Raw genomic sequence first — 25,890 nt, forward strand, 5'->3', positions numbered from 1 at the left:
AGGCCGTCAGCCTGCCATCGCGCCATGATCAAATACGCCCTCATCTGCGAGCAGGCCCACGACTTCGAGAGCTGGTTTGCCACCTCCGCCAGCTTCGAGGAACAGGCCAGGCGCGGCTTCGTCTCCTGCCCGGTCTGCAACAGCATCAAGGTCGAGCGCGCGATCATGGCGCCGCATGTCGCCCGCACCGACCGCGGCAAGACGATGATCGAGACACCGGCGCCGTCAGCCGGCCCGGCGGTCGCCGCGGCCGCGCCCGAGGCCGCCCCTGTCGCGCTGATGGGCGAGAAGGAGATCGCGCTCCGCCAGATGCTCGCGGAGCTGCATCGGCAGGTGGCGGAGAATGCCGAGCATGTCGGGCCGCGCTTTGCGGAAGAGGCCCTGAAGATCCATCACGGCGAGAGCGACAGCCGCGCCATCTATGGCGAGGCCAGCCTGGAGGACGCCCGCATGCTGCATGAGGAAGGCGTCGAGTTCATGCCACTGCCGCGCCTGCCCGATGCCGGGCATTGATGCGCCGATGATCAGCCTGCGCAACGACACCCTGGCCGTCGAGATCGCCCCGCTCGGGGCGGAACTGCAGTCCGTCCGGGACGCACAGGGCCGCGACTGGCTCTGGAGCGGCGATCCGGCGATCTGGGCCGGGCGCTCGCCGCTGCTCTTTCCGGTGATCGGCAAACATCCGGGCGGACAGGTGCTGATCGACGGCGCGCGCTACCCGATCCGGAGCCATGGCATCGCCCGCACCGCCCGGTTCCAGGCGGTCGCGCAGGACGTCATCTCCTGCACGCTGCGGCTCACCGACGACGACGGGACGCGCGCGGCCTATCCCTTCGCCTTCATCCTCGACATGAGCTACCGGCTCGAGGGGTCCTCGCTCGCCATGACGGCGCGGGTCGCCAATCCCGGCGCGGCGCCGATGCCCTTCTGCTTCGGCTATCACCCGGCCTTCCCCTGGCCGCTCCCGGAGAGCGCCGGGCTGGCACATCGCATCCATCTCGGAAATGGCGCGAGTCCCGGCCATCAGCGGCTCGACGCGGAGGGCCTGCGCGCGCCCGACCTCCACCCCACCGCCTTCGTCAACGGCGTGCTCACGCTCGATCATCAGCTCTTCGCCGACGATGCGCTGATCATTCCGGGGGGCGCGGGCAGCCAGGCCTGGTATGGTGCGGATGGCCGCCCCGGCATCGCGCTCGGGTTCGCCGACCTGCCGCAACTCGGCATCTGGACCAAGCCGAACGGCCCCTTCATCTGCATCGAGCCCTGGCACGGCCTGACCTCGCCGGCCGATCCCGACGAGCCGCTCGACCGGCGCGCCGGCGCGATCGTGCTCGCCCCGGGCGAGGTGCGCAGCTTCACGCTGACCGCGACCTTCGGCGTCGAACGACCCGCCTGAGGCGCCTTTCGCGCTCATCCGAAGGTCGCAAGCGACTTCCCCGCCCCTCTGGCGTTATTCTCGCCGCAGTGCAACATTGAGATTGCTCTGAAAAGAGGGTGGAACGGCATGAACGCGATCGACCCCGCCGGCCCGTCGGCGAAGCGCGACAAGCCCTGGATTTTCCGCACCTATGCGGGCCATTCCGACGCCTCGGAATCCAACAAGCTCTACCGCAACAACCTCGCCAAGGGGCAGACCGGCCTCTCGGTCGCCTTCGACCTGCCCACCCAGACCGGCTACGACCCCGACCATGTGCTGGCGCGCGGCGAGGTCGGCAAGGTCGGCGTGCCCATCGCCCATCTCGGTGACATGCGGGCGCTGTTCGACCAGATCCCGCTGGCGCAGATGAACACCTCGATGACGATCAACGCGACGGCGGCCTGGCTGCTCTCGCTCTACATCGCGGTGGCCGACGAGCAGGGGGCGGACCGCAAGGCGCTGCAGGGCACGACGCAGAACGACCTGGTCAAGGAATACCTCTCGCGCGGCACCTATGTCTTCCCGCCGCGCCCCTCGATGCGGCTGACCACCGACATCGTCGTGTTCACCACGCGTGAACTGCCGAAATGGAACCCGACGAACGTCTGCTCCTACCATCTGCAGGAAGCCGGCGCCTCGCCGGTGCAGGAGCTCTCCTTCGCGCTGGCGACCGCGATCGCGCTGCTGGATTCGATCCGGGCCCGGCCCGAGGTCTCGGCGGCGGAGTTCCCCGAGCTCGTCGGCCGCATCTCCTTCTTCGTCAATGCCGGGATGCGCTTCGTCACAGAGCTCTGCAAGATGCGGGCGTTCGTCGAGCTGTGGGACGAGATCACGCTCGGCCGCTATGGCGTCGCGGATGAAGCGATGCGCCGCTTCCGCTATGGCGTACAGGTGAATTCGCTGGGGCTGACCGAGCCGCAGCCCGAGAACAACGTCTACCGCATCCTGATCGAGATGCTGGCGGTGACGCTCTCGAAGAAGGCCCGCGCGCGCGCCGTGCAGTTGCCGGCCTGGAACGAGGCGCTCGGCCTGCCGCGTCCCTTCGATCAGCAGTGGTCGCTGCGCATGCAGCAGGTCCTGGCCTATGAGACCGACCTGCTCGAATTCGGCGACATCTTCGACGGCTCGACCGTGATCGACGCCAAGGTGGCCGACCTCAAGGCGGCAGCGCTGGCCGAGCTGGCGACGATCGACGCCATGGGCGGGGCGCTCGCCGCCATCGAGACCGGCTACATGAAACAGGCGCTGGTCGAGAACGGCGCGCGCCGTATCGAGGCGATCGAGCGCGGCGAGCAGATCGTCATCGGCGTCAACAAGTTCACCAGCAGCGAACCGTCCCCCCTCTCGGCCGGCGAGGGCAGCGTCGTGACCGTGCCCGATTCCGTCGAGCTCGAAGCGATCGGCCGGCTCAAGGCCTGGCGCTCCGCCCGCGACGCCAGCGCCGCACAGGCGGCGCTCGGCGAGCTCTCGTCCGCGGCAAAGGAGGGGCGCAACGTCATGCCGGCCTCGATCGCCTGCGCCAAGGCCGGCGTCACCACCGGCGAATGGGCGCAGACCCTGCGCGAGATCTTCGGCGAATATCGCGCCCCCACAGGCGTCGACACAACCAAGCTCGGCAGCAATGAAGGACTCGCCACCGTCAAGGCCGCGGTGGCACGCGCCACCGAGAAGCTCGGCCGCACGCCGCGCTTCCTCGTCGGCAAGCCCGGTCTCGACGGCCACTCCAACGGCGCCGAGCAGATCGCGGTGCGCGCCCGCGACGCGGGGATGGCGGTGAGCTATGGCGGCATCCGCCAGACGCCAGAGGAAATCGTCGCCCAGGCGCAGGAGACGCAGGCCGACATCATCGGGCTCTCGATCCTCTCGGGCTCACATCTGCCGCTGGTGCGCGACGTCACCGCCCGGTTGCGCGTCGCCGGCATGAACGTGCCCGTCGTCGTCGGCGGCATCATCCCGCCCGACGACGAGAACGCGCTGCGCAACATGGGCGTCGCGGCCGTCTACACCCCGAAGAACTTCGAGCTCGACGGCATCATCGCCGACGTCGCGGGACTCGCGGCCAAGGACCGGCCCTGACCGTGCCCCGTGCCTCAGTCACCTCCGCCGCCGCCATCCCCGCCGCCGTCGCTATCGCCCGAGAACCAGCCGCCGCCGCCATCGTCACTCGTCGAGGCCTCCCCCGAGCGCGCGGCGCGGCGGACCATGGCGATGACGACAATCAGCGGAACGGCCATGATGGCCAGGAAAGCGGCGGCATCCTGCATTGATCGGTCTCGTTCCGCCGGGCAGCCCAGCCTCTCCTTACGTCGCAGCCTGCCATGCCCCCGCACGGATGGCGAGGCAGCCTCGTGCTCGCTGACGGTGACAACACCGCACTTCCTGCCTATTTTGGCGCCTTCCCCCGGACCATAGCCTTGATCCTTCCCGACCTTCGCGACCACCAGGCGCTGCGCCGCGCCTTCCGCTGGCAGATCCCGTCCCGTTACAACATCGCGACCGAGGTCTGCGACCGATGGGCGGCGCTGGACGCCAGCCGCCCTGCGATCATCGAGGTTTCGCGAGACTGGCGGGTCACGCCGGTCAGTTTCGGTGCCTTGCGCGAAGCGTCCGACCGGCTGGCGGACGGGCTGCGCCGGCGCGGCGTGCAGGCCGGCGACCGTATCGCGATCCTGTTGCCGCAGGGCCGCTGCGTCCTGACCGCGCATCTGGCTGCCTACAAAATAGGCGCCATTGCCGTGCCTCTGGCCGCCCTGTTCGGCGTGGATGCCCTGGCCTACCGGCTGCTGGATTCCGGCGCGAAGGTCCTCGTCACCGACGCGCCGGGGCTGGCCAAGCGTCGCCAGATCGCGCAGCCGCTGCCACAGCTTTCGCTGACCATCTCGACGGACGGCGCCGATGGCGATGCGCTCGACTGGAGCGCCCTGCTCGCAGACGCCCGGCCCGACGGCACGGTCGCGGCGACAGGCCCGGACGATCCGGCCCTGATGATCTACACCTCCGGCACCACCGGCAATCCCAAGGGCGCCCTGCATGGCCACCGCGTCCTCGCCGGCCATCTGCCGGGCGTGCAGATGCCGCATGAATTCCTGCCGCAGCAAGGCGACCTGGCCTGGACGCCGGCCGACTGGGCCTGGGCCGGCGGCCTGCTCAACATGCTGCTGCCGGCGCTGCATTTCGGCGTCGCGGTCGTGGCGCGGCCCGTGACGCGCTTCGAGCCGGAAGAGGCCTTCCGCCTGATGGCCGACCTGCACATCCGCAACGCCTTCGTGCCGCCGACGGCGCTGCGGATGCTGCGCAGCGTCGAGCGCCCGCGCGAGCGTTTCGCGCTGCGGCTGCGCACGGTTGCCGCCGCGGGCGAGGCGCTCGGCGCGGAGACGCTGGCCTGGGGTCATGAAGCGCTGGGGCTGACCATCAACGAGGCCTATGGGCAGACCGAGTGCAACCTCGTGCTGGCCTCCTGCGCCGCCATCGGCGTCAGCCGTCCGGGCTTCATCGGCAAGGCTGTGCCGGGCCACGAGGTCGCGATCATCCGGCCCGATGGGTCGGTCTGCGCGCCCGACGAGCAGGGCGAGATCGCGGTGCGCCGGCCCGACCCGGTCATGTTCCTGGGCTACTGGGGCAACGAGGCGGCGACGCAGGCCAAGTTCGTCGGCGACTGGATGAAGACCGGTGATCAGGCGGTGCAGGATGCGGACGGCTATGTCCGCTTCGTCGGCCGCGACGACGACGTCATCACCTCCTCGGGCTATCGCATCGGCCCGGGCGAAATCGAGGATTGCCTGCTGCGGCATGACGCGGTGGCCATCGCCGCCGTCGTCGGCAAGCCGGACCCGCTGCGCACGGAGATCGTCAAGGCCTTCGTCGTGCTGAAGGAGGGCTTGCGCGGCACGCCCGAACTCGCGGCCGAGCTGCAGGACTTCGTTCGCCGCAGGCTGTCCGCCCATGAATATCCGCGCGAGATCGCCTTCCGCGACGAATTGCCGATGACCACCACCGGCAAGATCGTCAGGCGGCTCCTGCGCGCGGAGGCTTGACCCCGGAACGACCCATCAGCGGAAGCCGCGTCAGCGAGCGCCGGATCGCGTCCCGCGCGCGGCCGGCGAGGTCGCGCGGCGCGGCCGCGCTGGAGGCCGAGAGGGCGACGTCGCCGAGCGAGTGGAGGCCGTCCTCATCGGCGGGCAGGCCTGCCGGCAGCAAGATGCGGCGGGCCGGCATCGCCCTGCGCATGGCGGCGAGCAGGTCCCGCAGCGGCTCGCGCCCGGCCATCGCCTCATCCTCGACGCCGAGATAGAGCCAGCTCCGCGCGCCCCGACCGATCACGATCGCGCCCGCGACCGGCGTCTCCTCCTGCATCAGCAGCCCGACCCGGCATTGCCGGCCGCGCGCGAGGCTGCGGGTCATGGCCCTCAGGAACCCGACCTCACGCGTGTCGTGCAGCGTCGCAGCGCCGCTCCGGCCGCGCGGCCCGGACGCCTCCATCGCCAGGATGATCTCGACGGCATCGCGCAGGGCGGCCTGCGAGCGCGGTTCGACGAGCTTCAGCCCGCCCGCTCCCTTCGGCGCCGCCAGCGAGGCGGCGGAGCGGGGCAGCGCCGGCGCAGGCGGGGCTGCGGGCAGCGACGAGACGCCGAGGCGGCCGGTCTCGGCCAGTTCGCGCAAGGTCGCGGCCAGGGGCCCGTTGCGTTCGATCGCCCGCAGAACGAGCCCGCGCCCATCGAGCAGGCGCTGCCGGCGCGGCGCGAGGAGGGCCTCGATGACGGCGCCCGCGCTCTGCCGGTCGAGCAGCGGCGCGCCATGGGCGACGCGCCGGTCGCTGAGGCCGATCAGCGCATCCGGCAGGAAGAAGCCGTTCCGGGGAAAGACCGGGACCAAGCCGAGCAGGCGCCGCTGCGGCCCGTCCTCGGCACCCTGCCAGGCGAGCAGGACCATGACCTCCCGGAAGGCGACGAGATGCTGCGCGGCCGCGAGCAGGAAGCCCGGCTCGTAGAACGGGTTGGGTTCGAGCGCGCGCCCGGCCAGATGCGCCCAGGCGCCGGCAATCTCGCCGCAGGCCGCCAGCGGCCGGGCTTCGAGGACGATGGGCTGCTCCGGCTGGTGTGGCGCCACCGACGCCGCCCGGCTCTCCGCGCCCATCGAGGGTGCCCCCCTCAACGCCATGACCCGATCCATGCGATCCTGCCTCCGCCGCGCTGGGTCGATCTGGAGCGAGGCTGTGCCGAATCGGCAAGTTTCAGCCTCGCTCGCGACCGATCTGGAGGTTCGCTTCAAGATCGGGGCCGAAGCCCGCGGCTCAGGCGCTGACGGCGGTCCCGGCTTGAGCGGCCTGGCCGAGGAAGGCGGCCCAGAGCCGCTGCACCACACTCTCCTCGATGTCCTTGACGATCAGCACGAGGCGCGAGCGGCGGTCGTCGTCGGGCCAGGCCTCGAGGATCACCGGGGGATGCAGGATCTGCTGCACGGCATGCAGCAGCAGCGGCTGGTCGGGGTGCTCGGCGACCTGCACCAGCCCCTTCATGCGCAGCAGCTTCGGCCCGTGCACCGAACGCAGCAGCGTCCAGAACAGATCGACCGTGGCCTGCTGGATCGGCCTGTCCGCCGTCAGCGCGAAGGCGCGGATGCTGGCGTCGTGCCGGTTGACGTCGTGGTGATGGTGGTCGTGATGGTCATGGCCGTGATGGGCATGGTCGTGCCCATGATCGTGATGGTGCCCATGATGGTGCTCGCCATGGTCGTGAGCGTGCTGCGGCCGCTCGCCCGGCAGGGTTTCGCGCGCCAGCCACTGGCCGATCTCGGCCGGACGCAGGGCCAGATCGTAGAGGCCGGCGCCGAAGAGCGAACTGGCGGCCGCCTGTGGGCCGAGCACGGCGACGCCGGGGTTGAGCAGCGCCAGGCGCTGCCGCAACGGTGCCAGCTGGGCCAGGCCATCCACCAGATCCGCCTTGGTCAGCACCAGGCGGTCGGCTGCGACCACCTGCTTGCGCGCCTCCTCATGCGCGTCCAGCGTCGCCATGCCGTTGACGGCATCGACCAGCGTCACCACGCCGTCGAGCCGGAAGCGCATCGCGAGATAGGGGTGGTTGATCAGCACGTTGAGGATCGGCGCGGGGTCGGCGAGGCCCGTCGTCTCGATCACGACCCGGCTGAACGGGCTGATGCGGCCATTGTCGCGCCGCCGCAGCAGATCTTCCATCGTCACGATCAGGTCGTCGCGGATCGTGCAGCACAGGCAGCCGGAATCGAGCAGGATCATGCCGTCCTCGACGCCCTGGATCAGCAGGTGGTCGAGACCGACCTCACCGAACTCGTTGACGATCACGACGGTCTGCGCGAGCGCGGGATCCTTCAGCAGGCGGTTGAGCAGGGTCGTCTTGCCCGCGCCCAGGAACCCGGTCAGCAGGGTCAGCGGCAGCGGCTCGGGACGGGCTTGCGAAAGGGACATGACGACGGCACTCGCCTCGGACGCAGGGTTTCAGGCCGGCGCTGTCGGGCGCCGCATATGTTCTAATGTTACATTAATGACGAGCGTGACGACGACAAGGGCGCAGCCGAGATATTGCAGCGGCCCCAGCCGCTCGCCGAGCACCACCGCAGCGATCAAAACCGCGCAGACCGGCTCTGCACAGTAGGCCAGGCCGGCCGCCCCGGGCGAAATCCGCGTCATCGCCGAGACCTGCAGCAGGAAGCCGATCAGATACCCGCCGATCGTCACCGCCGCGGCCAGCGGCGCCAGCGCGAAGGCGGCCGGCGACTGGAAGCCGCCGGTGACGACCAGGATCAGCGCGGTCACCGGCAGGATCAGCACATGCGACCAGAACAGCCGGGCCGTCAGCGGCGTGCGCGTCAGGGCGGCTCCGGCGAAGAACTGCGTGGCGGCGCCGAGGCTGGCGAGCAGCGCCAGAACGAGGCCGCGGGGATCGAGCCCATGGAAATCCGGCCCCACCACCAGCGCGACGCCGACGAAGGCCACCAGCGCCGCAAGCAGACGCTCCGGCCGGAAGGCAATGCGCGTCACGAAGGGCTCGGCCAGCACGATCAGCACCGGATAGGTGAAGAACACCACGGCTGCGACCGTCACCGGCAGGAAGGCGACGGAGGAGAGATAGGCCGAGCCGACCAGCGCGCTCATCACCCCGAAGAGCAGGAGCGCGCGACGCTCGGAGCGCGGGACGGCAAGCGAGGAGCGCCAGATCAGCAGCGCCAGTCCCACCAGCGCGAGCATGATGAAGACGCGATAGAAAACGAGCAGCGGCCCGCTCAAGCCGGCCTGACCGGCGATCTGTGCGCTGACGATGTTCGTGCCATAGGCCGCGGCCGAAGCCAGCGCCATGAACATCCCCTGCCGCCGGGCGGACTGAGCCGGATCGGCTGTCAAGACGTCATGCTCAGGCGTCGTCGTTGGGCTTGGTCTTGGCCTTCGGCTTCGCCGCGGGCTTCACCGGCTGTGGCTTGGCGGCGGCCTGGGCGGGCTTGCCCTGCGCCGGTTTCGTTGCGGCCGTCGCCGGCGTCGCCTTGGCCGAGGGCTTGACCAGCAGCGGCTTCGCGGGTGGTCGCGGCTGCGGCTTGATACCCGCAGCGGCCCCGGCGCGCAGGCTGGCGGGCGCGGCCGCGCCGGTTTGCACGGCCCCCTGCAGCCGCAGCGGGCCGCCCGTACCGGAGGGCTGCGCCACCTCGGGATCGCTCGGCGCGAAGGCCGTGGTCGCGCCCGGAATCGCGCCATTGGTCGAGGGCGTGCGGCCGCGATCGGCAAAGATACCGCTGCCCTGGGCTCCGAAGAGCCCGGCGGCCACCGGCGCCGATGGGTTGATCACCGGGGGTGCGCCGCGCGCGACCCGGCTGTCGCCGCCGCCACTGACATTGGCGGCGAGCGGCGCGTTGGCCGAGGCCGGCGTGCGGCCGAAGGCGACCGGAACGGGAATGGCCTCGGACCGCGGGCCGAGCGAGACCCTGCCGGAGGGCAGGCGCGTCAGGACCGATGAAGAGCTGGCATAGGCCGGCGTTGAGGCGCTCGCGAAGCGCCCGCCATCATCAGCGTTGCCGCCGATGCCGGTGGCTTGCGCCGCGATCGGTCCCGCGCTGTCGGCATCGTCGGCGAGGGCGACACCGCCGCCCTTGCGCTGGACATCGCCGCAGATGCTGCTGGCGCGCCCGCCCTGCGAGGGCAGCGACGCGACGGTGTATCCGCCCCCGCCCCACTTCGAGAAGCCATCGTCGAGCAGCTGCGCCGCCTTGATCGTGCGCTCGGTGCCGGACAGCGCGCCGAGCACGACCGCGATCAGCGTGCGCCCGCCACGCGTCGCGGTGGCGACGACGTTGAAGCCCGAGGCACAGACATAGCCGGTCTTGATGCCGCCGACGCCGGGATAGCGGCCGACGAGCCCGTTGGTGTTGTTCAGCACCTGCTTGCCGAGCTGGACGGCCGGCGTGTTCCAGTAATCCGAATAGTCCGGAAACTCGCGCATCAGCGCCATGGCGAGGATCGCGAGATCGCGCGCGCTGGTCTGCTGGTCGGGATGGTGCCAGCCATTGGGATTGACGAAATGGCTGTCGCGCATGCCGAGCCGCGCGGCCTCCGCGTTCATCATGGCCACGAAGCGCCCGACATCGCCGCCGACGCCCTCGGCGATCACATAGGCGATGTCGTTGGCCGACTTCACCATCATGATCCGCAGGGCGTTGTCGAGCGTGACCTCCTGGCCGGCCTTGATGTAGACCTTCACCCGCGGCTGGCCCGCGGCCAGCTTGGAGGCCGGGATCGCGGTCTCCAGCCCGAGGCGCCCGTCGCGCACCGCCTTGAGCGCGAGATAGGCCGTCATCATCTTGGTCGTCGAGGCCGGATGCCAGGGCTGGCCCGCATTCTCTGCCGAGAGCACCGCGCCGCTGGCGGCATCGATCACGAGGCTGGTGCCGGCATGGGCCGGTCCGACCAGCACGGAACCGAAGACGAGGGCGGCGGTGAGGCGGGAGACGATCATCGGGCGGGTCTTGAACCTGGCTTGACGAGGGCTGAAGGCAAGGGGGTTCAACGCGACGCGTGCGGCATTTTCGAGACGGCCGGCACATCGTCCCGCCCTGGCACGCATACCTACCCCCAGCGGAGCGATTTGCCTAGTCGCCGCCGAGGGTTCACAAGCGGGAAACCCCCTCGACCGCCCGGATCTGCCGCGTGAGCCTCGCCCTTCTCTGGATCCCCGCGACCATCGCCGCTTCGCTGCTGCAGACCGCGCGCAACCTCACCCAGCGTTCGCTGACCGAGATCATCGGCGTCGTCGGCGCGACGCAGGTGCGCTTCCTCTTCGGCCTGCCCTTCGCGGTGGTCTTCCTCGTCATCGTCTGCACCGTGGCGGGGCGCCTGCCACCCGAGATCGGAACCGGCGCGCTGGCCTATACGGTGGGCGGTGCCCTCACCCAGATCGCCGCCACCGCCCTGATGCTGGCGGCGATGCGCGAGCGCTCCTTCGCCGTGACCACCGCCTACACCAAGACCGAGCCGGTCCAGGTCGCGATCTTCGGCGCGCTTCTGCTGGGCGACGCGCTAACGCCGCTGAAGTTCCTGGCGGTTCTGATCGCCACCGCCGGCGTCGTCGTGGTGTCGTGGAAACCGGGCGAGAAACTGACCCGCGCCGGGCTGCGGCCCGCCCTGCTCGGCGTCGGCGCCGGGGCCTTCTTCGCCTTCTCGGCGATCGGTTATCGCGGCGCGATCCAGGCCCTGCCGGAGGGCGGCTTCTTCATCCGCGCGACCACGATCCTGGCGCTCGGCCTGTTTCTCCAGACGTTGGCCCTGACGCTCTACATGCTCGCCGCAAACCGCCCGGCGCTGATCTCCAGCCTGCGCAATTGGCGCAAGTCGCTGTCGGCCGGCTTTCTCGGTGCGGCAGCCTCGCAGTGCTGGTTCATCGGCTTCTCGCTGACGAGCGCGGCCAATGTCCGCACGCTCGCACTGATCGAGGTGCCGCTGGCGCAGATCGCCTCGCGGCGGATCTTCGCCGAGGGCACCAGCCGGCGCGAAATGGCGGGCATGGCGATGATCGTCGGCGGCGTCGCGCTCCTGCTGATGACGGCGCTCTAGCCGCAACCGTTCCGCATCATGGTCCCTCTTTCCACGCACGCCGGAAATGCGCTCCTGCCCGCTTGCGAGGCGCGGATGGCGGGCGCACATGAGACGACAAAGTCGGTCAACGCCTGAGAATGTCGGCAGGGAGAGAAGTCATGAGCGCTGCGATCGTCGGTTGGGCCCATACGCCGTTCGGCAAGCAGGATGCGGAGACGATCGAAAGCCTGATCGTGCGGGTGACGACCGACGCGCTGATCGATGCCGGCATCACCGCCGACCAGGTCGACGAGATCGTGCTCGGGCATTTCAACGCCGGGTTCTCGGCGCAGGACTTCACCGCCTCGCTCGTCCTTCAGGCCGATCCCGCCCTGCGCTTCAAGCCGGCGACCCGGGTCGAGAACGCCTGCGCCACCGGCTCGGCCGCCGTGCAGCAGGGCGTGCGCGCGATCAAGGCCGGCGCGGCCAAGATCGTGCTCGTCGTCGGCGTCGAGCAGATGACCACGACGCCCGGCCCCGAGATCGGCAAGAACCTGCTCAAGGCCTCCTACCTCCCCGAGGAAGGGGCGACCCAGGGCGGCTTCGCCGGCGTGTTCGGTGGCATCGCCGCCGCCTATTTCCAGCGCCATGGCGACCAGTCCGACGCGCTGGCGATGATCGCGGCCAAGAACCACAAGAACGGCGTCGACAACCCCTATGCCCAGATGCGCAAGGACCTCGGCTTCGCCTTTTGCCGCGAGGAGAGCGAGAAGAACCCCTATGTCGCCGGCCCACTGAAGCGCACCGACTGCTCGCTGGTCTCCGACGGCGCGGCCGCGCTCGTGCTGGCCGACGAGGAGACCGCGCTGACCATGCGCCGTGCCGTCGGCTTCCGTGGCACGGCCCATGTCCAGGATTTCCTGCCGGTCTCCAAGCGCGACATCCTGCGCTTCGAGGGCGCGACGCGCGCCTGGCAGCAGGCGCTGGCGCAGGCAGGCGTGACGCTCGACGACCTCTCCTTCGTCGAGACGCATGACTGCTTCACCATCGCCGAGCTGCTGGAATACGAGGCCATGGGCCTGACCCGCGAAGGCGACGGCGCCCGCGCCATCAAGGAGGGCTGGACGCAGAAGGACGGCAAGCTGCCGGTCAACGTCTCCGGCGGCCTCAAGGCCAAGGGCCATCCGATCGGTGCGACCGGCGTCTCCATGCATGTGCTCAGCGCGATGCAGCTCGTCGGAGAGGCCCCGGAGGGCATGCAGCTGAGGGATGCGCGCCTCGGCGGCATCTTCAACATGGGCGGTTCTGCGGTGGCGAACTACGTCTCGGTGCTCGAGCGGATCAAGTGATCCGCTTCCAGCCCGCTTCGGCCCAAAGGCTGATCCTCCGTTGATCGTCTTCTTCGCGCTGCTGCCGGCCTATTTCCTGTCGATCTTCTACCGGTCGTTCCTGAGCGTCATCGCCGGGCCGGTGATGAGCGATCTCGCCATCGGCCCGCGTGAATTCGGGCTGCTCGGCGCGGCCTGGTTCACCACTTTCGCGATTGCGCAGTTCCCGATCGGCTGGGCGCTCGACCGGCTCGGTCCGCGCCGCACCGTCACCGCCGCCATGGCGGTGGGCAGCGCCGGCGCCTTTCTCTTCGCCCAGGCCACAGGCGCGCTGTCGGGCACGCTGGCGATGGCGCTGATCGGCATCGGCTGCGCACCGATCTTCATGGCGAGCCTCTTCCTCTTCGCCCGGACGGCCGAGCCCGGCCGCTTCGCCTTCCTGACCTCGGTCTTCATCGGGCTGGGATCGCTCGGCAACCTCGTCGGCGCCGCCCCCCTGGCCATCGCCGCCGCCCGCTTCGGCTGGCGCCCCTCCATGCTCGTCATGGCGGGCTGCTTTCTCATCGCCACCGCGTTCGCCGCGCTGCTGATCCGCGACCCTGTCCGCGCCGAGAGCGCCTCGGGCAAGGCGGAGGGGCTTCTCGCCGGCCTTGCCAGCATCCTGAAGCTGCGGCCGCTCTGGCTGCTCGCCCCGATCACGCTGACGGCCTATGCGATCCTCGCCACCGCACGGGGACTTTGGGTCGGCCCGTATATGGCCGGCGTCCACGGCTTCGACGCCGTCTCGGCCGGCAACGCCGCAACCGCGATGGCGCTGACGATGGTGGCCGGCGCCTTCATCTATGGCGGGCTCGAAAAGGCGCTCGGACGGATCAAGCCGCTGGTGTTCTGGGGCACGATCGGCACGGCAGGCTGCTTTGCATTGCTGGCCGCCTTCGGGGCAGGCTCCTCGGTCCTCGCCGTCGCCCTCTTCGCGCTGATCGGCGCCGTCGGCTTCACCTATGCCATCCTGATGGCGCATGCGCGCCTGTTCTTCCCGGCGCATCTGCTCGGCCGCGGCATGACGGCCGTGAACTTCCTCTTCATCGCAGGCGCGGCCCTGACCCAGTCCGGCTCCGGCTGGTTCATCGCCAGCCAGCGCGCCGCCGGCCTCGACGCGGCCACGACCTTCGCTCATCTGCACTGGGCCTTCGCCGCGCTCCTCCTGGCTTCGGCGGCGATCTATGCCTTCACGCCCGAGCGGCCGAAAGCCTGAGGGCGGAGTCTCCCGAGGGTGAGTCTTCAGCCCTCGCCCGGCGCCCGCGCGGCGATCGCCAGCGCGTGGACGCTTTCGGCCAATTCCTGCGCCAGGGCGCCATTGACCAGCCGGTGGCGATCGAGCCGGCTCTTGCCGGCGAAGGCCGCTGAGACGATCTCGACCCTGAAATGGGTTTCGCCGCCCTCGCGCCAGCCGCCATGGCCCTGATGCTGGTGCGACTCGTCAATCACGTTCAGATGCAGCGGCGCGAGCGCCTGCTCGAGCTTGTTGGCGATCCGTTCAGCCATTCCGGTCATGATCGCGCCACCCTTTTGACGGAGTCCGTCGGGCTTCAGCCCTGTGTTCCTGCCCGTGCCGTCAAGCCCCGCAGACGCATGCTGCGTCGCACTTGCCGGTTCGCTTCCTGAGTCTCATAACCGTTCGACCATGAACTTCAACTCGCGCCTGTTCGACCGCATCAGGATCGGCCCTTCCGAAGCGGAAGCGGTCGAGGAAGGCGATGCGCCGCGTTGCGACCACCCCGGCTGCAAGCGGCCGGGCGAATTCCGCGCGCCTCAGGGACGCGGCCGCGAAGGCAAGTTCTTCCTGTTCTGCCTGGAGCATGTGAAGGCCTACAACGCCACCTACAACTACTTCGCCGGCATGGATGACGACGCGCTGGCGGCTTACGCCAAGGATGCGGCCATCGGGCACCGGCCGACCTGGAAGCTCGGCGTCAACTCCAAGGCGGCGCGGATGGCGCAGCGCGGCCGGGCCGCGGGCGGCACCGAGCAGCCCGATGTCCAGGACGCCTTCAACATCTTCGGCGCGCGGCGGGCGCAGACGGCGTCGCAGCCGGAGCCGCGCGTCGGCGTGGTCGCCCGCAAGGCGCTGGAGGCGCTCGGCCTCGACGAGAATGCCGACGCCGCCGCGATCAAGGCGAAATACAAGGAGCTGGTGAAGCGCTTCCATCCGGACGCCAATGGCGGCGACCGCTCGCGCGAGGGCACGCTCCAGGAAATCCTGAAGGCCTATCAGCAGCTGAAATCCACCGGCATGGTCTGACCCGCGACAGACAGAACTTTCAAAGGCCGCATTAAAACGCGCTGCTGCGAGACGACTGGCGCGGCCCTCGAGAACCGGAGCGGAGCGGACACCAGTCCGTGAGCACCGGAAGCGCAGAAGGCCGCGTCAGACGGCCGCTGCAGTAGCGTTTGGAGCGGACTTTCAGGCGTTGCCGAGCTGCGAGCGCTTGGCCCAGCCGGTCATCCGGCTCTCGACGATGTCCACGATCGCGACCAGGAAGACGCCGAGCACCGCCAGCACGATCAGCGCGGCGAAGATCAGCGGCACGTTGAAATCGGCCGAGGCGCGCGTGATCAGGTTGCCGAGGCCGAGGTTGGAGGCGTTCTGCTCGCCGATGACCGAGCCGACATAGGCCAGCGTGATCGACACCTTCAGCGCCCCGAAGAGATAGGGCAGCGAGCGCGGGATGCCGACCTTGGTCATGATGTCCATGCGGCTGGCGCCGAGCGCCTTCAGCACGTCCTCCGTCTCCGGCTCGATCGTGGCGAGCCCGGTGGCGACATTGACCACGATCGGGAAGAACGAGATCACGAAGGCGGTCAGCACCGGCGGCAGCCAGCCCACGCCGAACCAGATCACCAGGATCGGCACCACCGCGACCTTCGGAATCGAGTTGAAGCCGACCAGCAGCGGATTGAGCCCCGCATAGATCAGCTTCGAGGAGCCGACCAGCAGCCCCAGCGCCAGCCCGAACAGGATCGACAGCCCGAAGCCCAGCGACGTCATCCACAGCGTGTGGAAGGCGTTGGTGTAGAGCGGCTTCTGGTACTGGACCAGCGCCGCCCAGATCGCCGAGGGCGGCGGCAGGATGAAGGCCGAGATCGCGAAGGCGCGACAGGCGATCTCCCAGATCGCGAAGAAGGCGAAGGTGAAGAGATAGGGCGCGAGCTTGAGCCAGGTCGAGCGGGTCATGCCACGGCCCTCGCCTCGCGGATATGCCCGCGCAGTTCGTGAACGATCTCGGCGAATTCGGGCGTGTAGGTCACGTCGAGATCGCGCGGCCGCGCAAAGCCGATCTCGCGCTCGGCGATGATCCGGCCGGGCCGCGCCGACATGCAGAACACCCGATCGGCCAGGAACACCGCCTCGCGCAGATCATGCGTCACCAGGATGACGGTGACCCCGCGCTGGGCATGCAGGTCGCGGATCACGCACCAGAGTTCCTCGCGCGTGAAGGCGTCGAGCGCACCGAAGGGCTCGTCCAGCATCAGGAGCTTCGGCTCGTGGATCAGCGAGCGGCAGAGCGAGGCGCGCTGCTGCATGCCGCCCGACAGCTGCCAGGGGAATTTCGAGCCCATGCCCTTGAGACCCACCGTCTCCAGCAGCATCTCGGCGCGGGCGACATATTCGGCCTTGTTCGCGCGCAGGCGCGAGCGATGCGGCTCGACGATCTCGAGCGGCAGCAGCAGGTTCTGCAGCGTGGTGCGCCAGGGCAGCATGACCGGGTTCTGGAAGGCCATCCCGGTGATCTTGATCGGCTCGGCGACCTCACGTCCGTCGACGATCACGCTGCCGGCCTTCGGCCGCTGCAGCCCGGTCGCGAGCTTCATCATCGTCGACTTGCCGCAGCCCGAGGGACCGACGATCGCGGCGAACTCGCCCTCGCGGACCTTCAGCGACAGGCCGGCGACCGCCGGAGGACCATCGCCGCCGCCATAGACATGGGTGACATCGTGAAGTTCGACGAAGGCGGTCAATCGGGCTCTTTCCAAGCGCCGTCATCCCGGGCGGAGCCCTCGGGTCCGATCGTCGATCGGCCCAAGGATGAACTCCGCGGAGACCCGGGATCCATGCCGGAACGGTTCAGGCATGGATCCCGGATCGGCGCCGCTGATGCGGCTTGTCCGGGATGACCGTTGAGGGTCGGTCTTCTTGAGGATCCGTCTTGCGGAAACTCAGAACACCCGCTCGGCCGAGGCCGGCAGGAAGGCGTCGGTGAAGGCATCGCCCGCCTTGGCCTTGTCCTTGAAGGTGAAGGTCAGCGCGATCTGGTCGAGCGCCTTGGCCCAGCGCGCCTTGTCGATGCCGCCGAAGCCATTGGCCTTGACCCAGGGCGTCATCACATTCTGCGCCAGCGTCATCTTCAGCCGCTCGAGCTCGACCTCGACCTTGGCGACGTCATTGCGCTTGATCACGAGCTGCGCGCCGAGTTCGGGATTGGCGACGGTGTCCTTGACGCTCTTGGTGAGCGCGCGCAGCAGGCCGCGCACGGCGTCGGGCTTCTCGGCCGCGAATTTCGGCGAGACCATGATGACGTTGCCGTAGAGCTCGACGCCGTAATCAGACATCAGCATCACGACGATGTCGTCGACCGGCACGCCGCGCGACTTCAGGTTGATGAAGGACGAGTTGGCGAAGCCGAAGACGGCATCGACCTCACCCGAGGCGAGCATCGGCTCGCGAACCGGGAAGCCGACATTCTCCAGCCGCATCTTGCTGTCGTCGAGCTTGTTGACCGCCTTGAAGATCGGCCATTGCGCGAACGCCGCATCGGCGGCCGGCGCGCCGAACTTCTTGCCCTCGAGGCTCTTCACATCGGCGGTGATGCCGCGGCTCTTGCGCCCGACGATCGAGAAGGGCGGCTTGTCATAGACCATCATCACCGCCTTGAGGTCGATGGTCGGGTTCTCGTCGCGGAAGCGGATCAGCGAGTTCACGTCGCCGAAGCCGACATCATAGGTGCCCGAGGCGACGCGCGGGATCGCCTCGCGCGAGCCGTTGCCGGTGTCGATGGTGACGTCCAGCCCCTCGGCCTTGAAGTAGCCCTTCTCGATGCCCATCAGGAACAGCGCCGCCGGCCCCTCGAAGCGCCAGTCGAGCGTGAAGCGCACCGGCGTCTGGGCCTGTGCGACTGGAGCGAACCCGACCAGCGCGGCGGCGAACCCGGCGGCGAGAACGAGGCGCCCGGCGCAGGAGCGCAGGCGTCCGAAGACGGGCGGGCAGGTCGGGGCGGGCATCGATATCTCCTTGATGGGTTCGATTTCTGTGGTCGGCGGGCCTCAGCAATCTTCATGCCGGCCGGCTCCCACACTGAAGGAGCGGCGTCGCCGGTCAAGCGGCAATCGGAGCGCGGGAGGCGCGCTGCGGCAAATTCATGGCAGAATCTTGTTGCGCTGCCCTTGTCGAAGCGGATCGGCGCTCCCATCTGGCTCATCGGTGGTACCGGGCCCCTCTGGCGGAGCATGTCTGGATGACGTGGCCGCGATGTCGGAACCGCCTTCGACATCAACGCAAACCATAGGCGCCCGGACATGGAACTTCTGCTTGCCGACTGGCTCGGCAAGCCGCTCTGGATGTGGAGCGGCTTTCTCGCGATCGTTTTCGCGCTTCTCGCTTTCGACCTCGGCCTGCTCAATCGTGGCGACAATGAAATCGGCATCGCCAAGAGCCTCAGGCTCTCGGCCTTCTACATCGGCTTCGCCTGTCTTTACGGCGCCGTCGTCTGGTGGGCCTTCGAGACCGGCAACCTCAAGACGACTGATGGCACCCATGCCGGCGTCACCTTTTTCACCGGCTTCTTCATCGAGAAGGCGCTGTCGATCGACAACGTCTTCGTCATCTCGCTGATCTTCACCTTCTTCGCCATCCCGCGGCGTTACCAGTACCGCGCGCTGGTCTGGGGCATCATCGCGGTGATCATCCTGCGTGGCCTGATGATCGGCATCGGCGCGGCGCTGGTGCAGCAGTATGACTGGATCCTCTTCATCTTCGGCGCCTTCCTGATCGCGACCGGCATCAAGATGCTGGTCGTGCCCGAGGCCGAGCCGGACATGTCGAAGAACAAGCTCATCGTCTTCTTCAAGAAGCGGATGCGCGTCACCGACACCCTGCATGGCGAGCGCTTCTTCGTCAGGCAGGCGGATGCGGCCGGCCGCACGCTGATCTACGCCACGCCTCTGTTCCTGGCGCTGGTGGTGATCAACATCGCCGACCTCATCTTCGCGGTCGACTCGGTGCCGGCGATCTTCGCGATCACGACGGATCCGTTCATCGTCTTCACCGCCAACATCATGGCGATCCTCGGCCTGCGCGCGCTCTATTTCGCGCTGGCCGCGATGGTCCACCGCTTCGAATACCTGAAGACGGCGCTCGCTCTGGTGCTGGTCTTCATCGGCGGCAAGATCTTCTGGAACCAGATCTTCGGCAAGGTCGACCCCGCGATCTCGCTGGGCGTGACGCTGGCCCTGATCCTCGGCGGCGTGGTCTTCTCGCTCTGGAAGACCCGCGGCCAGGCTCACGCGGCGCCGCACGCGGACTGATACCGACCCGACGGCGCGCGGCTCACAGCGGCAGCGCGCCGTCGGTCTTGACCTCCTCCATCACCGCATAGGTGCGCGTCTCGCGCACCGCCGGCAGCGCCAGCAGCACCTCCCCGAGGAAGCGGCGATAGGCGTTCATGTCGGCGACGCGGGTCTTGACCAGATAGTCGAACCCGCCGGCCACCATGTGGCACTCCAGAACCTCCGGCGCCCGCTTCACCGCCGCCGCGAAGCGCTCGAAGGCGTCGGGCGTCGTCTTGTCGAGATAGACCTCGACGAAGACCAGCAGGTTGAGCCCGAGCTTGAGCGGGTCCAGCGTCGCGCGATAGCCCGTGATGTAGCCCTCGCGCGTCAGCCGCTTCAGCCTCTCCCCTACCGCCGTCGGCGACAGCCCGACCTTTTCGGCCAGTTCCACGCCGGCCATGCGGCCGTCTCCCTGAATCAGCGACAGGATGCGGCGGTCGGTTCGATCGAGCACGGGATGAATCTCGGCAAGAGGCTGCTTTGGCCGAACAAGATACGGCCTCTTCGCCAAAACAGCCAATTGATATGAGGCCTCGGCCGGATGATTCTTCAGATCATCCGCTGCATCGGTTCGGAGCCCCTTCATGGCCGCCCTTCTCCCGCCCTTTCGTGTCCCCTTCGCGCAGGACGACGGCGAGATCGCCGCGTGGTTGCTGGCCGGCGCGCGCCGCGAACCGGCGGCGAAGGCCCGCATCGACGCCCGCGCGACCGGGCTGATCGACGCGATCCGCAGCCGCAAGGTCGGACTCGGCGGCATCGAGGAGCTGCTGCGGGAGTATTCGCTCTCGACCCGCGAGGGCCTGGCCCTGATGGTGCTGGCCGAGGCGCTCCTGCGCGTGCCCGATGCCGCCACCGCCGACCGGCTGATCGAGGACAAGCTCGGCCAGGGCGACTTCGCCCATCACGAATCGAAATCGGACGCCTTCCTGGTCTCGGCCTCGGCCTGGGCGCTCGGCATCACCGCCCGCGTCATCCAGCCCGGCGAGACGCCGACCAGCATCATCGGCGGCCTCGCCAAGCGGCTGGGCATGCCGACGGTGCGCACCGCCACCCGCCAGGCCATGCGCGTCATGGGCAACCACTTCGTGCTCGGCCAGACCATCGAGGAGGCGCTGAAGCGCGCCGGCTCGAAGAGCGGCAAGCTCTACCGCTACTCCTTCGACATGCTCGGCGAAGGCGCCCGGACGCAGGCCGACGCCGACCGCTACTTCGCCTCCTATGCGGCGGCGATCGACGCCATCGGCCGCTCGGCCGGCAACGCGCCGCTGCCGAACCGGCCGGGCATCTCGGTCAAGCTCTCGGCCCTGCATCCGCGCTACGACGCCACCAATCATGCCCGCGTGCTGGCCGAGCTGACGCCGAAGGTGATCGCCCTGGCGCAGCAGGCCAAGCGCTACGACCTCAACTTCACCATCGATGCCGAAGAGGCCGACCGGCTCGAACTCTCGCTCGACATCATCGACGCCGTCGTCGCCGATCCCTCCCTGGCGGACTGGGACGGCTTCGGCCTCGCCATCCAGGCCTATCAGAAGCGCGCCTCGGCCGTGATCGACCATATCGGCGCGCTCGCCGAGAGCCATGGCCGGCGCATGATGGTGCGGCTCGTCAAGGGCGCCTATTGGGACACCGAGCTGAAGCGCGCCCAGGAGCGCGGCCTGCCCGACTATCCGGTCTTCACCCGCAAGGCGATGACCGACCTGAACTACGAGGCCTGCGCCGCCCAGTTGCTCGCGCTTCGCCCGCGCATCATTCCCCAGTTCGCCACTCACAACGCCCAGACGGTCGCGACCGTCGCCGAGATGGCGGGGTCGTCCGAGGGCTTCGAGTTCCAGCGCCTGCACGGCATGGGCGAAGCGCTCTATGAAAAGCTGCTCGCCGGCCATGAGGGCTTCGCCTGCCGGACCTATGCGCCGGTCGGCGGCCATCAGGACCTGCTCGCCTATCTGGTGCGGCGCCTGCTCGAGAACGGCGCCAACTCCTCCTTCGTCAGCGTCTCCGGCGACCCCGACGTGCCCGTGGCGCAGCTTCTCGTGCCGCCGGCTGACATCATCGGCCAGCCCGGCGCGGCGCGGCACCGGCGCATCCCGCTGCCGGCCGATCTCTTCGGCCCGTCCCGCAAGAACTCGGCCGGCGTCGAACTCGGCCATGCCGACAGCCTCGAGGCCCTGCTGGCGGAGATCGCGGCGGCGTCCGCCAAGCCCTTCCCCGAGGCCACGCCGATCATCGACGGCGCGAGCGCGGGGGGCGCGGCCCGCGATGTCCGCTCGCCGATCGACAACCACGTCATCGGCCGCGTTACCGAGGCCGACTCGGCTACGGCAGCGCGCGCCATGGCGGCGGCGAAGACCGGTTTCCCAGCCTGGAACGCCACCCCGGCCCGCACGCGCGCGGCCGCTCTGCGCAAGGCCGCGGACCTGATGGAGGCGCGTCGCGGCCTGCTGCTCGCCCTGCTCCAGGCCGAGGCCGGCAAGACGCTCGACGATGCCGTCTCGGAGGTGCGCGAGGCGGTCGATTTTTGCCGCTACTATGCCGCCGAGGCGGAATCCAAGCTCGCGACGCCCACCGTGCTGCCCGGCCCGACCGGCGAGGACAACCGCCTGATCCTGCGCGGACGGGGTGCCTTCCTCTGCATCGCGCCCTGGAATTTCCCGCTCGCGATCTTCGCCGGCCAGATCGCCGCCGCGCTCGTCGCCGGCAACAGCGTCGTCGCCAAGCCGGCGCCGCAGACGCCGCTGATCGCGGCCGTGACCGTGCGGCTGCTGCACGAGGCCGGCATCCCCACGTCCGCCCTGCATCTCGTGCCGGGCGACGGCGCGGTCGGCGCGGCCCTGGTCGCGCACAAGGATGTCGCCGGCGTCGCCTTCACCGGCTCGACCACGACCGCGCGCGCGATCAACCGCGCGCTCGCGGCCAAGGACGGCCCGATCGTTCCGCTGATCGCCGAGACCGGCGGTCTCAACGCCATGATCGTCGATGCCACGGCGCTGGCCGAACAGGTCGCGGACGATGTCGTGATGTCGGCCTTCCGCTCGGCTGGCCAGCGCTGCTCGGCGCTGCGCCTGCTCGTCGTCCAGGACGATGTCGCCGACAAGATGATCGAGATGATCACCGGCGCCGCGCGCGAGCTGAAGCTCGGCGACCCCCGCGGGATCGACACCCATATCGGCCCGGTCATCGACGGCGCCGCCAAGCACCGCCTCGACAGCCATATCGACGCCATGCGCCGGCTCGGCCGCGTCAGCTGGGCCGGGCAGGCGCCCGCCCTCGGCGGGACCTATGTCGCGCCGCATGTCGTGACACTCGGCCGCGTCGCCGACCTCGCAAGTGAGCATTTCGGCCCGATCCTGCATGTCGTGCGCTGGAAGGCCGGCGAACTCGACACGGTCATCCGCGACATCGAGGCGACCGGTTACGGCCTGACGCTCGGCGTCCATTCGCGCATCGAGACCACGATCGAGCAGGTCACCAGCCGGCTCTCGACCGGCAACATCTATGTCAACCGCAACATCATCGGCGCCGTCGTCGGCGTGCAGCCCTTCGGCGGCCATGGCCTGTCGGGCACCGGGCCGAAGGCTGGCGGTCCGCACTACCTGATGCGTTTCGCGACGGAGCAGACGGTGACGGTTAACACGGCCGCCGCCGGTGGCAATGCCAGCTTGATCGCGATGGGGGAGTAGGCGAAAGCTCGCCGACGGCACCGGACGAGTTCAACGAGAGATGGCCATGGACGCGATCAGCTTCGACCACTGCGTCATCCACGTTTCGGACTGGGATCGCTCCAACGCCTTCTACCGGGATGTTCTCGGGGCCACCGTGGTCCCGAACGGGGCGGGCTTCGTCTACCGGATCGGCGCCGCGCAGCTGAACTGCCACGGGCCGGGGCTCCAGCCGGAGCCGAAGGCGAGGCTCCCCGTTCCGCCCGGCGGAAGCGATCTGTGCTTCCGCTGGGACGGGCCAATCGCGGACGCAGTTTCGCATCTGGCCGCCCGCAATGTGCCGGTGGAACTCGGACCCGTTGCGCGCTTTGGCCGCGGCGGCGCCGGCACCAGCGTCTATTTCCGCGATCCCGACGGCTCCCTGCTCGAGTTCATCAGCTACGCCTGACAACGAAAAAGGGCCGCTCGCGCGGCCCCTCTGATCGTCTCAGGCTGTCGTGGCGCTCAGGCCGCCTTACGGCCTTCGAACACGTGCTTGAACTCGCGCAGTTGCACCAGCGTGTCGTGCAGGCGCTTCTTCTCGTCCTCGTCCTGGGAGCCCGTCAGCTTGGTCTCGGCGCTCAGGATCTCCTGGTCGAGCACGGCGGCGTTGACGTCCTCGAGGAAGCGGCCCTGCTCCGCCAGGATCGTCGTCGAGGCGGCGTTGATCTCGACGAGACCGCCATTGACGAAGAATTCCTTGCCGTTGTTGCCGGTCGTCTGGACGAAGACGATGCCCGTCTTCAGCGTGGCGACCAGCGGCGCATGGCCGGCCAGCACCGTCATCTCACCCTCGATCGAGGGAACGATGACGCTGACGACCTCGCCCGAGAACAGGATGCGCTCCGGCGAGACGAGTTCGAACTTGAAGGTGGCCATCTAGCTCTCCTATTGCGGCGTCGCCGTCATGTCTAGCTCGAACAAGACATGCTCGCGCCAGCTATTCAGATATACGGAGGCAGCTTTCCCGAATAACCGCGAGAGCCAAAGCATAAGTCGCTCTAATTCCGAAAACCGTTCGGGACTACGAAAATCTGCTGGGTCGAAGCTTAGAGCGATTTCATCAATCTGGTTGAAGACACAATTGCAATCCAGATTTCCAGGGGCAATCCGCAGAACAACTGAGTTTTCTTCGTCTTTGACAGCTGAAACAACACTGGGAAGCCGCGAAACATGGCCATTTCGCTCGAACCTGATCGGCCATTCCGTATCCACGATCGATGACAGGAACACGTTCCAGTCCCGCTCGCTGACAGGTTCGATCACGATCTCGCAGAGGCAGCCGTTACTATCTGCAAAGATAGGCCCGGCTACCTCCCACAGAGACATGCTCGATCAGGCCGCTTCGGCCGCCAGGCGCTGGGCCTTCTCGATGGCTTCGTCCATCGAGCCGACCATGTAGAACGCCGCTTCCGGCAGATGGTCGTACTTGCCCTCGACCAGGCCCTTGAAGCCCTTGATGGTGTCTTCGAGCGCCACCAGCTTGCCCGGCGAACCGGTGAAGATTTCCGCGACGAAGAAGGGCTGCGACAGGAAGCGCTCGATCTTGCGGGCGCGGGCGACCGTCAGCTTGTCCTCTTCCGAGAGCTCGTCCATGCCCAGGATCGCGATGATGTCCTGCAGCGCCTTGTAGCGCTGGAGGATCTGCTGGACCTGACGCGCCACGCCGTAGTGCTCGGCGCCGACGATGTCGGCCGAGAGCATGCGCGAGGTCGAGTCGAGCGGGTCGACCGCCGGGTAGATGCCCTTTTCCGCGATCGAGCGCGAGAGCACGGTCGTGGCGTCGAGGTGGGCGAAGGAGGTCGCGGGCGCCGGGTCGGTCAGGTCGTCGGCGGGGACGTAGATCGCCTGCACCGAGGTGATCGAGCCCTTGTTGGTGGTGGTGATGCGCTCCTGCAGGTTGCCCATGTCGGTCGCCAGCGTCGGCTGATAGCCCACCGCCGACGGGATGCGGCCGAGCAGAGCCGACACTTCCGAGCCCGCCTGCGTGAAGCGGAAGATGTTGTCGACGAAGAACAGCACGTCCTGGCCCTTGTCGCGGAAGTCCTCGGCGACGGTCAGGCCCGACAGGGCGACGCGCATGCGGGCGCCCGGCGGCTCGTTCATCTGGCCGTAGACCAGGGCGCACTTGGAGCCCTCGCCGCCGCCCTTCTTGTTCACGCCCGACTCGATCATCTCGTGATAGAGGTCGTTGCCCTCGCGGGTGCGCTCGCCGACGCCGGCGAACACCGAATAGCCGCCATGGGCCTTCGCGACGTTGTTGATGAGCTCCATGATCAGCACGGTCTTGCCGACGCCGGCGCCGCCGAACAGGCCGATCTTGCCGCCCTTGGCGTAGGGAGCCAGCAGGTCGACGACCTTGATGCCGGTGACCAGGATCTGCGCGTCCGTCGCCTGCTCGGCGTAGGACGGAGCCGGCTGGTGGATGCCGCGGGTGGCGGTCGTCATGATCGGGCCGGCCTCGTCGATCGGCTCGCCGATGACGTTCATGATGCGGCCGAGGCACTCGTCGCCGACCGGAACCGCGATCGGGGCGCCGGTGTCGGTCACCGACTGGCCGCGGACCAGGCCTTCGGTCGAGTCCATCGCGATGGTGCGGACCGTGTTCTCGCCGAGATGCTGGGCGACCTCGAGGACGAGGCGGTTGCCGAGATTGGTCGTCTCGAGCGCGTTCAGGATCTCCGGCAGCACGCCGTCGAACTGGACGTCGACGACGGCGCCGATGACCTGCGCGATGCGGCCGGTGCCGGTGTTGGCGGGCTTCTCGGCGGCGGCGGTCTTCTTCGTAGCGGCTTTGGCCATGGTGATAACCTCGGA

The 25,890-nt window shown here is 68.7% G+C and carries 24 protein-coding genes; 11 read left to right on the forward strand and 13 right to left on the reverse strand.

Annotated features, from left to right (window positions below; all coding sequences use genetic code 11):
- Positions 1 to 24: 24 nt before the first annotated feature.
- The 3 genes from BSY19_RS25640 to BSY19_RS25650 all read left to right on the forward strand — a co-directional run bounded on the left by BSY19_RS25640 (position 25) and on the right by BSY19_RS25650 (position 3,493).
- Positions 25 to 513, forward strand: coding sequence for a DUF1178 family protein (locus tag BSY19_RS25640; protein WP_069056635.1), 489 nt, complete (start codon positions 25 to 27; stop codon positions 511 to 513).
- A gap of 7 nt (positions 514 to 520) precedes the next feature.
- Positions 521 to 1,396, forward strand: coding sequence for an aldose 1-epimerase family protein (locus BSY19_RS25645; RefSeq protein WP_171905204.1), 876 nt, complete (start codon positions 521 to 523; stop codon positions 1,394 to 1,396).
- Between the two features lie 108 nt (positions 1,397 to 1,504).
- Positions 1,505 to 3,493, forward strand: a complete 1,989-nt coding sequence (locus tag BSY19_RS25650; RefSeq protein ID WP_069056637.1) for a protein meaA — start codon at positions 1,505 to 1,507, stop codon at positions 3,491 to 3,493.
- 14 nt (positions 3,494 to 3,507) lie between these two features.
- On the opposite strand, the gene BSY19_RS28105 is transcribed toward BSY19_RS25650, so the two are convergent.
- Positions 3,508 to 3,681 carry a hypothetical protein gene (locus BSY19_RS28105; protein WP_171905205.1) on the reverse strand — a complete coding sequence of 58 codons (174 nt, stop codon included), beginning with the start codon at positions 3,679 to 3,681 and terminating at the stop codon, positions 3,508 to 3,510.
- A gap of 153 nt (positions 3,682 to 3,834) precedes the next feature.
- Here BSY19_RS28105 and BSY19_RS25655 point away from each other — a divergent pair, with 153 nt between their 5' ends.
- A complete protein-coding gene (locus BSY19_RS25655) occupies positions 3,835 to 5,451 on the forward strand; it encodes an AMP-binding protein (RefSeq protein ID WP_069057394.1) in 1,617 nt (538 codons plus the stop codon).
- On the opposite strand, the gene BSY19_RS25660 is transcribed toward BSY19_RS25655, so the two are convergent.
- From BSY19_RS25660 to BSY19_RS25675, 4 genes are all read right to left on the reverse strand, one after another.
- Positions 5,423 to 6,574: a GNAT family N-acetyltransferase gene (locus BSY19_RS25660; protein WP_210184399.1), complete on the reverse strand. Its 1,152-nt coding sequence runs from the start codon at positions 6,572 to 6,574 to the stop codon at positions 5,423 to 5,425. The genes BSY19_RS25655 and BSY19_RS25660 overlap by 29 nt on opposite strands.
- A 133-nt stretch (positions 6,575 to 6,707) precedes the next feature.
- Complete coding sequence (locus tag BSY19_RS25665; protein WP_069056639.1) at positions 6,708 to 7,856, reverse strand: CobW family GTP-binding protein; 1,149 nt, start codon at positions 7,854 to 7,856, stop codon at positions 6,708 to 6,710.
- A gap of 30 nt (positions 7,857 to 7,886) precedes the next feature.
- On the reverse strand, positions 7,887 to 8,744 hold the full coding sequence (locus BSY19_RS25670; RefSeq protein ID WP_171905207.1) for a DMT family transporter: 858 nt from the start codon (positions 8,742 to 8,744) through the stop codon (positions 7,887 to 7,889).
- A 55-nt stretch (positions 8,745 to 8,799) separates the two neighbouring features.
- A complete protein-coding gene (locus BSY19_RS25675; protein ID WP_069056641.1) occupies positions 8,800 to 10,389 on the reverse strand; it encodes a D-alanyl-D-alanine carboxypeptidase family protein in 1,590 nt (529 codons plus the stop codon).
- 191 nt (positions 10,390 to 10,580) lie between these two features.
- Between BSY19_RS25675 and BSY19_RS25680 the strand changes: the two genes are divergently transcribed.
- From BSY19_RS25680 to BSY19_RS25690, 3 genes are all read left to right on the forward strand, one after another.
- The gene (locus BSY19_RS25680; protein WP_069056642.1) at positions 10,581 to 11,483 is read left to right on the forward strand and encodes a DMT family transporter; all 903 of its coding nucleotides are present in this window, start codon (positions 10,581 to 10,583) and stop codon (positions 11,481 to 11,483) included.
- 140 nt (positions 11,484 to 11,623) lie between these two features.
- Positions 11,624 to 12,793, forward strand: coding sequence for an acetyl-CoA acetyltransferase (locus BSY19_RS25685; RefSeq protein ID WP_069056643.1), 1,170 nt, complete (start codon positions 11,624 to 11,626; stop codon positions 12,791 to 12,793).
- 40 nt (positions 12,794 to 12,833) lie between these two features.
- A complete protein-coding gene (locus BSY19_RS25690) occupies positions 12,834 to 14,027 on the forward strand; it encodes an MFS transporter (protein WP_069056644.1) in 1,194 nt (397 codons plus the stop codon).
- A 26-nt stretch (positions 14,028 to 14,053) separates the two neighbouring features.
- On the opposite strand, the gene BSY19_RS25695 is transcribed toward BSY19_RS25690, so the two are convergent.
- On the reverse strand, positions 14,054 to 14,326 hold the full coding sequence (locus BSY19_RS25695; RefSeq protein ID WP_069056645.1) for a BolA family protein: 273 nt from the start codon (positions 14,324 to 14,326) through the stop codon (positions 14,054 to 14,056).
- Between the two features lie 130 nt (positions 14,327 to 14,456).
- Between BSY19_RS25695 and BSY19_RS25700 the strand changes: the two genes are divergently transcribed.
- Positions 14,457 to 15,074 carry a J domain-containing protein gene (locus BSY19_RS25700; RefSeq protein ID WP_069056646.1) on the forward strand — a complete coding sequence of 206 codons (618 nt, stop codon included), beginning with the start codon at positions 14,457 to 14,459 and terminating at the stop codon, positions 15,072 to 15,074.
- 162 nt (positions 15,075 to 15,236) lie between these two features.
- On the opposite strand, the gene BSY19_RS25705 is transcribed toward BSY19_RS25700, so the two are convergent.
- The 3 genes from BSY19_RS25705 to BSY19_RS25715 all read right to left on the reverse strand — a co-directional run bounded on the left by BSY19_RS25705 (position 15,237) and on the right by BSY19_RS25715 (position 18,052).
- Positions 15,237 to 16,007 (reverse strand): ABC transporter permease, encoded by a 771-nt coding sequence (locus tag BSY19_RS25705; RefSeq protein ID WP_069056647.1) that lies wholly within the window; start codon positions 16,005 to 16,007, stop codon positions 15,237 to 15,239.
- The gene (locus tag BSY19_RS25710) at positions 16,004 to 16,792 is read right to left on the reverse strand and encodes an ABC transporter ATP-binding protein (protein ID WP_069056648.1); all 789 of its coding nucleotides are present in this window, start codon (positions 16,790 to 16,792) and stop codon (positions 16,004 to 16,006) included. Before BSY19_RS25710 ends, BSY19_RS25705 begins: the two co-directional genes overlap by 4 nt.
- Positions 16,793 to 16,990: 198 nt before the next feature.
- Complete coding sequence (locus BSY19_RS25715; RefSeq protein WP_069056649.1) at positions 16,991 to 18,052, reverse strand: ABC transporter substrate-binding protein; 1,062 nt, start codon at positions 18,050 to 18,052, stop codon at positions 16,991 to 16,993.
- Between the two features lie 294 nt (positions 18,053 to 18,346).
- Here BSY19_RS25715 and BSY19_RS25720 point away from each other — a divergent pair, with 294 nt between their 5' ends.
- The gene (locus tag BSY19_RS25720; RefSeq protein WP_069056650.1) at positions 18,347 to 19,354 is read left to right on the forward strand and encodes a TerC family protein; all 1,008 of its coding nucleotides are present in this window, start codon (positions 18,347 to 18,349) and stop codon (positions 19,352 to 19,354) included.
- A gap of 22 nt (positions 19,355 to 19,376) precedes the next feature.
- On the opposite strand, the gene BSY19_RS25725 is transcribed toward BSY19_RS25720, so the two are convergent.
- A complete protein-coding gene (locus BSY19_RS25725) occupies positions 19,377 to 19,832 on the reverse strand; it encodes an Lrp/AsnC ligand binding domain-containing protein (protein WP_257785732.1) in 456 nt (151 codons plus the stop codon).
- 130 nt (positions 19,833 to 19,962) lie between these two features.
- Between BSY19_RS25725 and putA the strand changes: the two genes are divergently transcribed.
- Together putA and BSY19_RS25735 are read left to right on the forward strand one after the other, a co-directional pair.
- Positions 19,963 to 23,055 carry a bifunctional proline dehydrogenase/L-glutamate gamma-semialdehyde dehydrogenase PutA gene (putA, locus tag BSY19_RS25730; RefSeq protein WP_069056651.1) on the forward strand — a complete coding sequence of 1,031 codons (3,093 nt, stop codon included), beginning with the start codon at positions 19,963 to 19,965 and terminating at the stop codon, positions 23,053 to 23,055.
- Positions 23,056 to 23,101: 46 nt separating this feature from the next.
- Positions 23,102 to 23,482, forward strand: coding sequence for a VOC family protein (locus BSY19_RS25735; RefSeq protein WP_150129739.1), 381 nt, complete (start codon positions 23,102 to 23,104; stop codon positions 23,480 to 23,482).
- A 56-nt stretch (positions 23,483 to 23,538) separates the two neighbouring features.
- Here the strand turns inward: BSY19_RS25735 and BSY19_RS25740 are convergent, their stop codons facing one another.
- From BSY19_RS25740 to atpD, 3 genes are all read right to left on the reverse strand, one after another.
- Complete coding sequence (locus tag BSY19_RS25740; RefSeq protein WP_069056653.1) at positions 23,539 to 23,952, reverse strand: F0F1 ATP synthase subunit epsilon; 414 nt, start codon at positions 23,950 to 23,952, stop codon at positions 23,539 to 23,541.
- A 9-nt stretch (positions 23,953 to 23,961) separates the two neighbouring features.
- The gene (locus tag BSY19_RS27760; RefSeq protein ID WP_150129740.1) at positions 23,962 to 24,339 is read right to left on the reverse strand and encodes a hypothetical protein; all 378 of its coding nucleotides are present in this window, start codon (positions 24,337 to 24,339) and stop codon (positions 23,962 to 23,964) included.
- A gap of 69 nt (positions 24,340 to 24,408) precedes the next feature.
- Positions 24,409 to 25,875: a F0F1 ATP synthase subunit beta gene (gene atpD, locus BSY19_RS25745; protein WP_069056654.1), complete on the reverse strand. Its 1,467-nt coding sequence runs from the start codon at positions 25,873 to 25,875 to the stop codon at positions 24,409 to 24,411.
- Positions 25,876 to 25,890 lie beyond the last annotated feature (15 nt).

This window comes from Bosea sp. RAC05, from assembly GCF_001713455.1.
GTDB lineage: Bacteria > Pseudomonadota > Alphaproteobacteria > Rhizobiales > Beijerinckiaceae > Allobosea.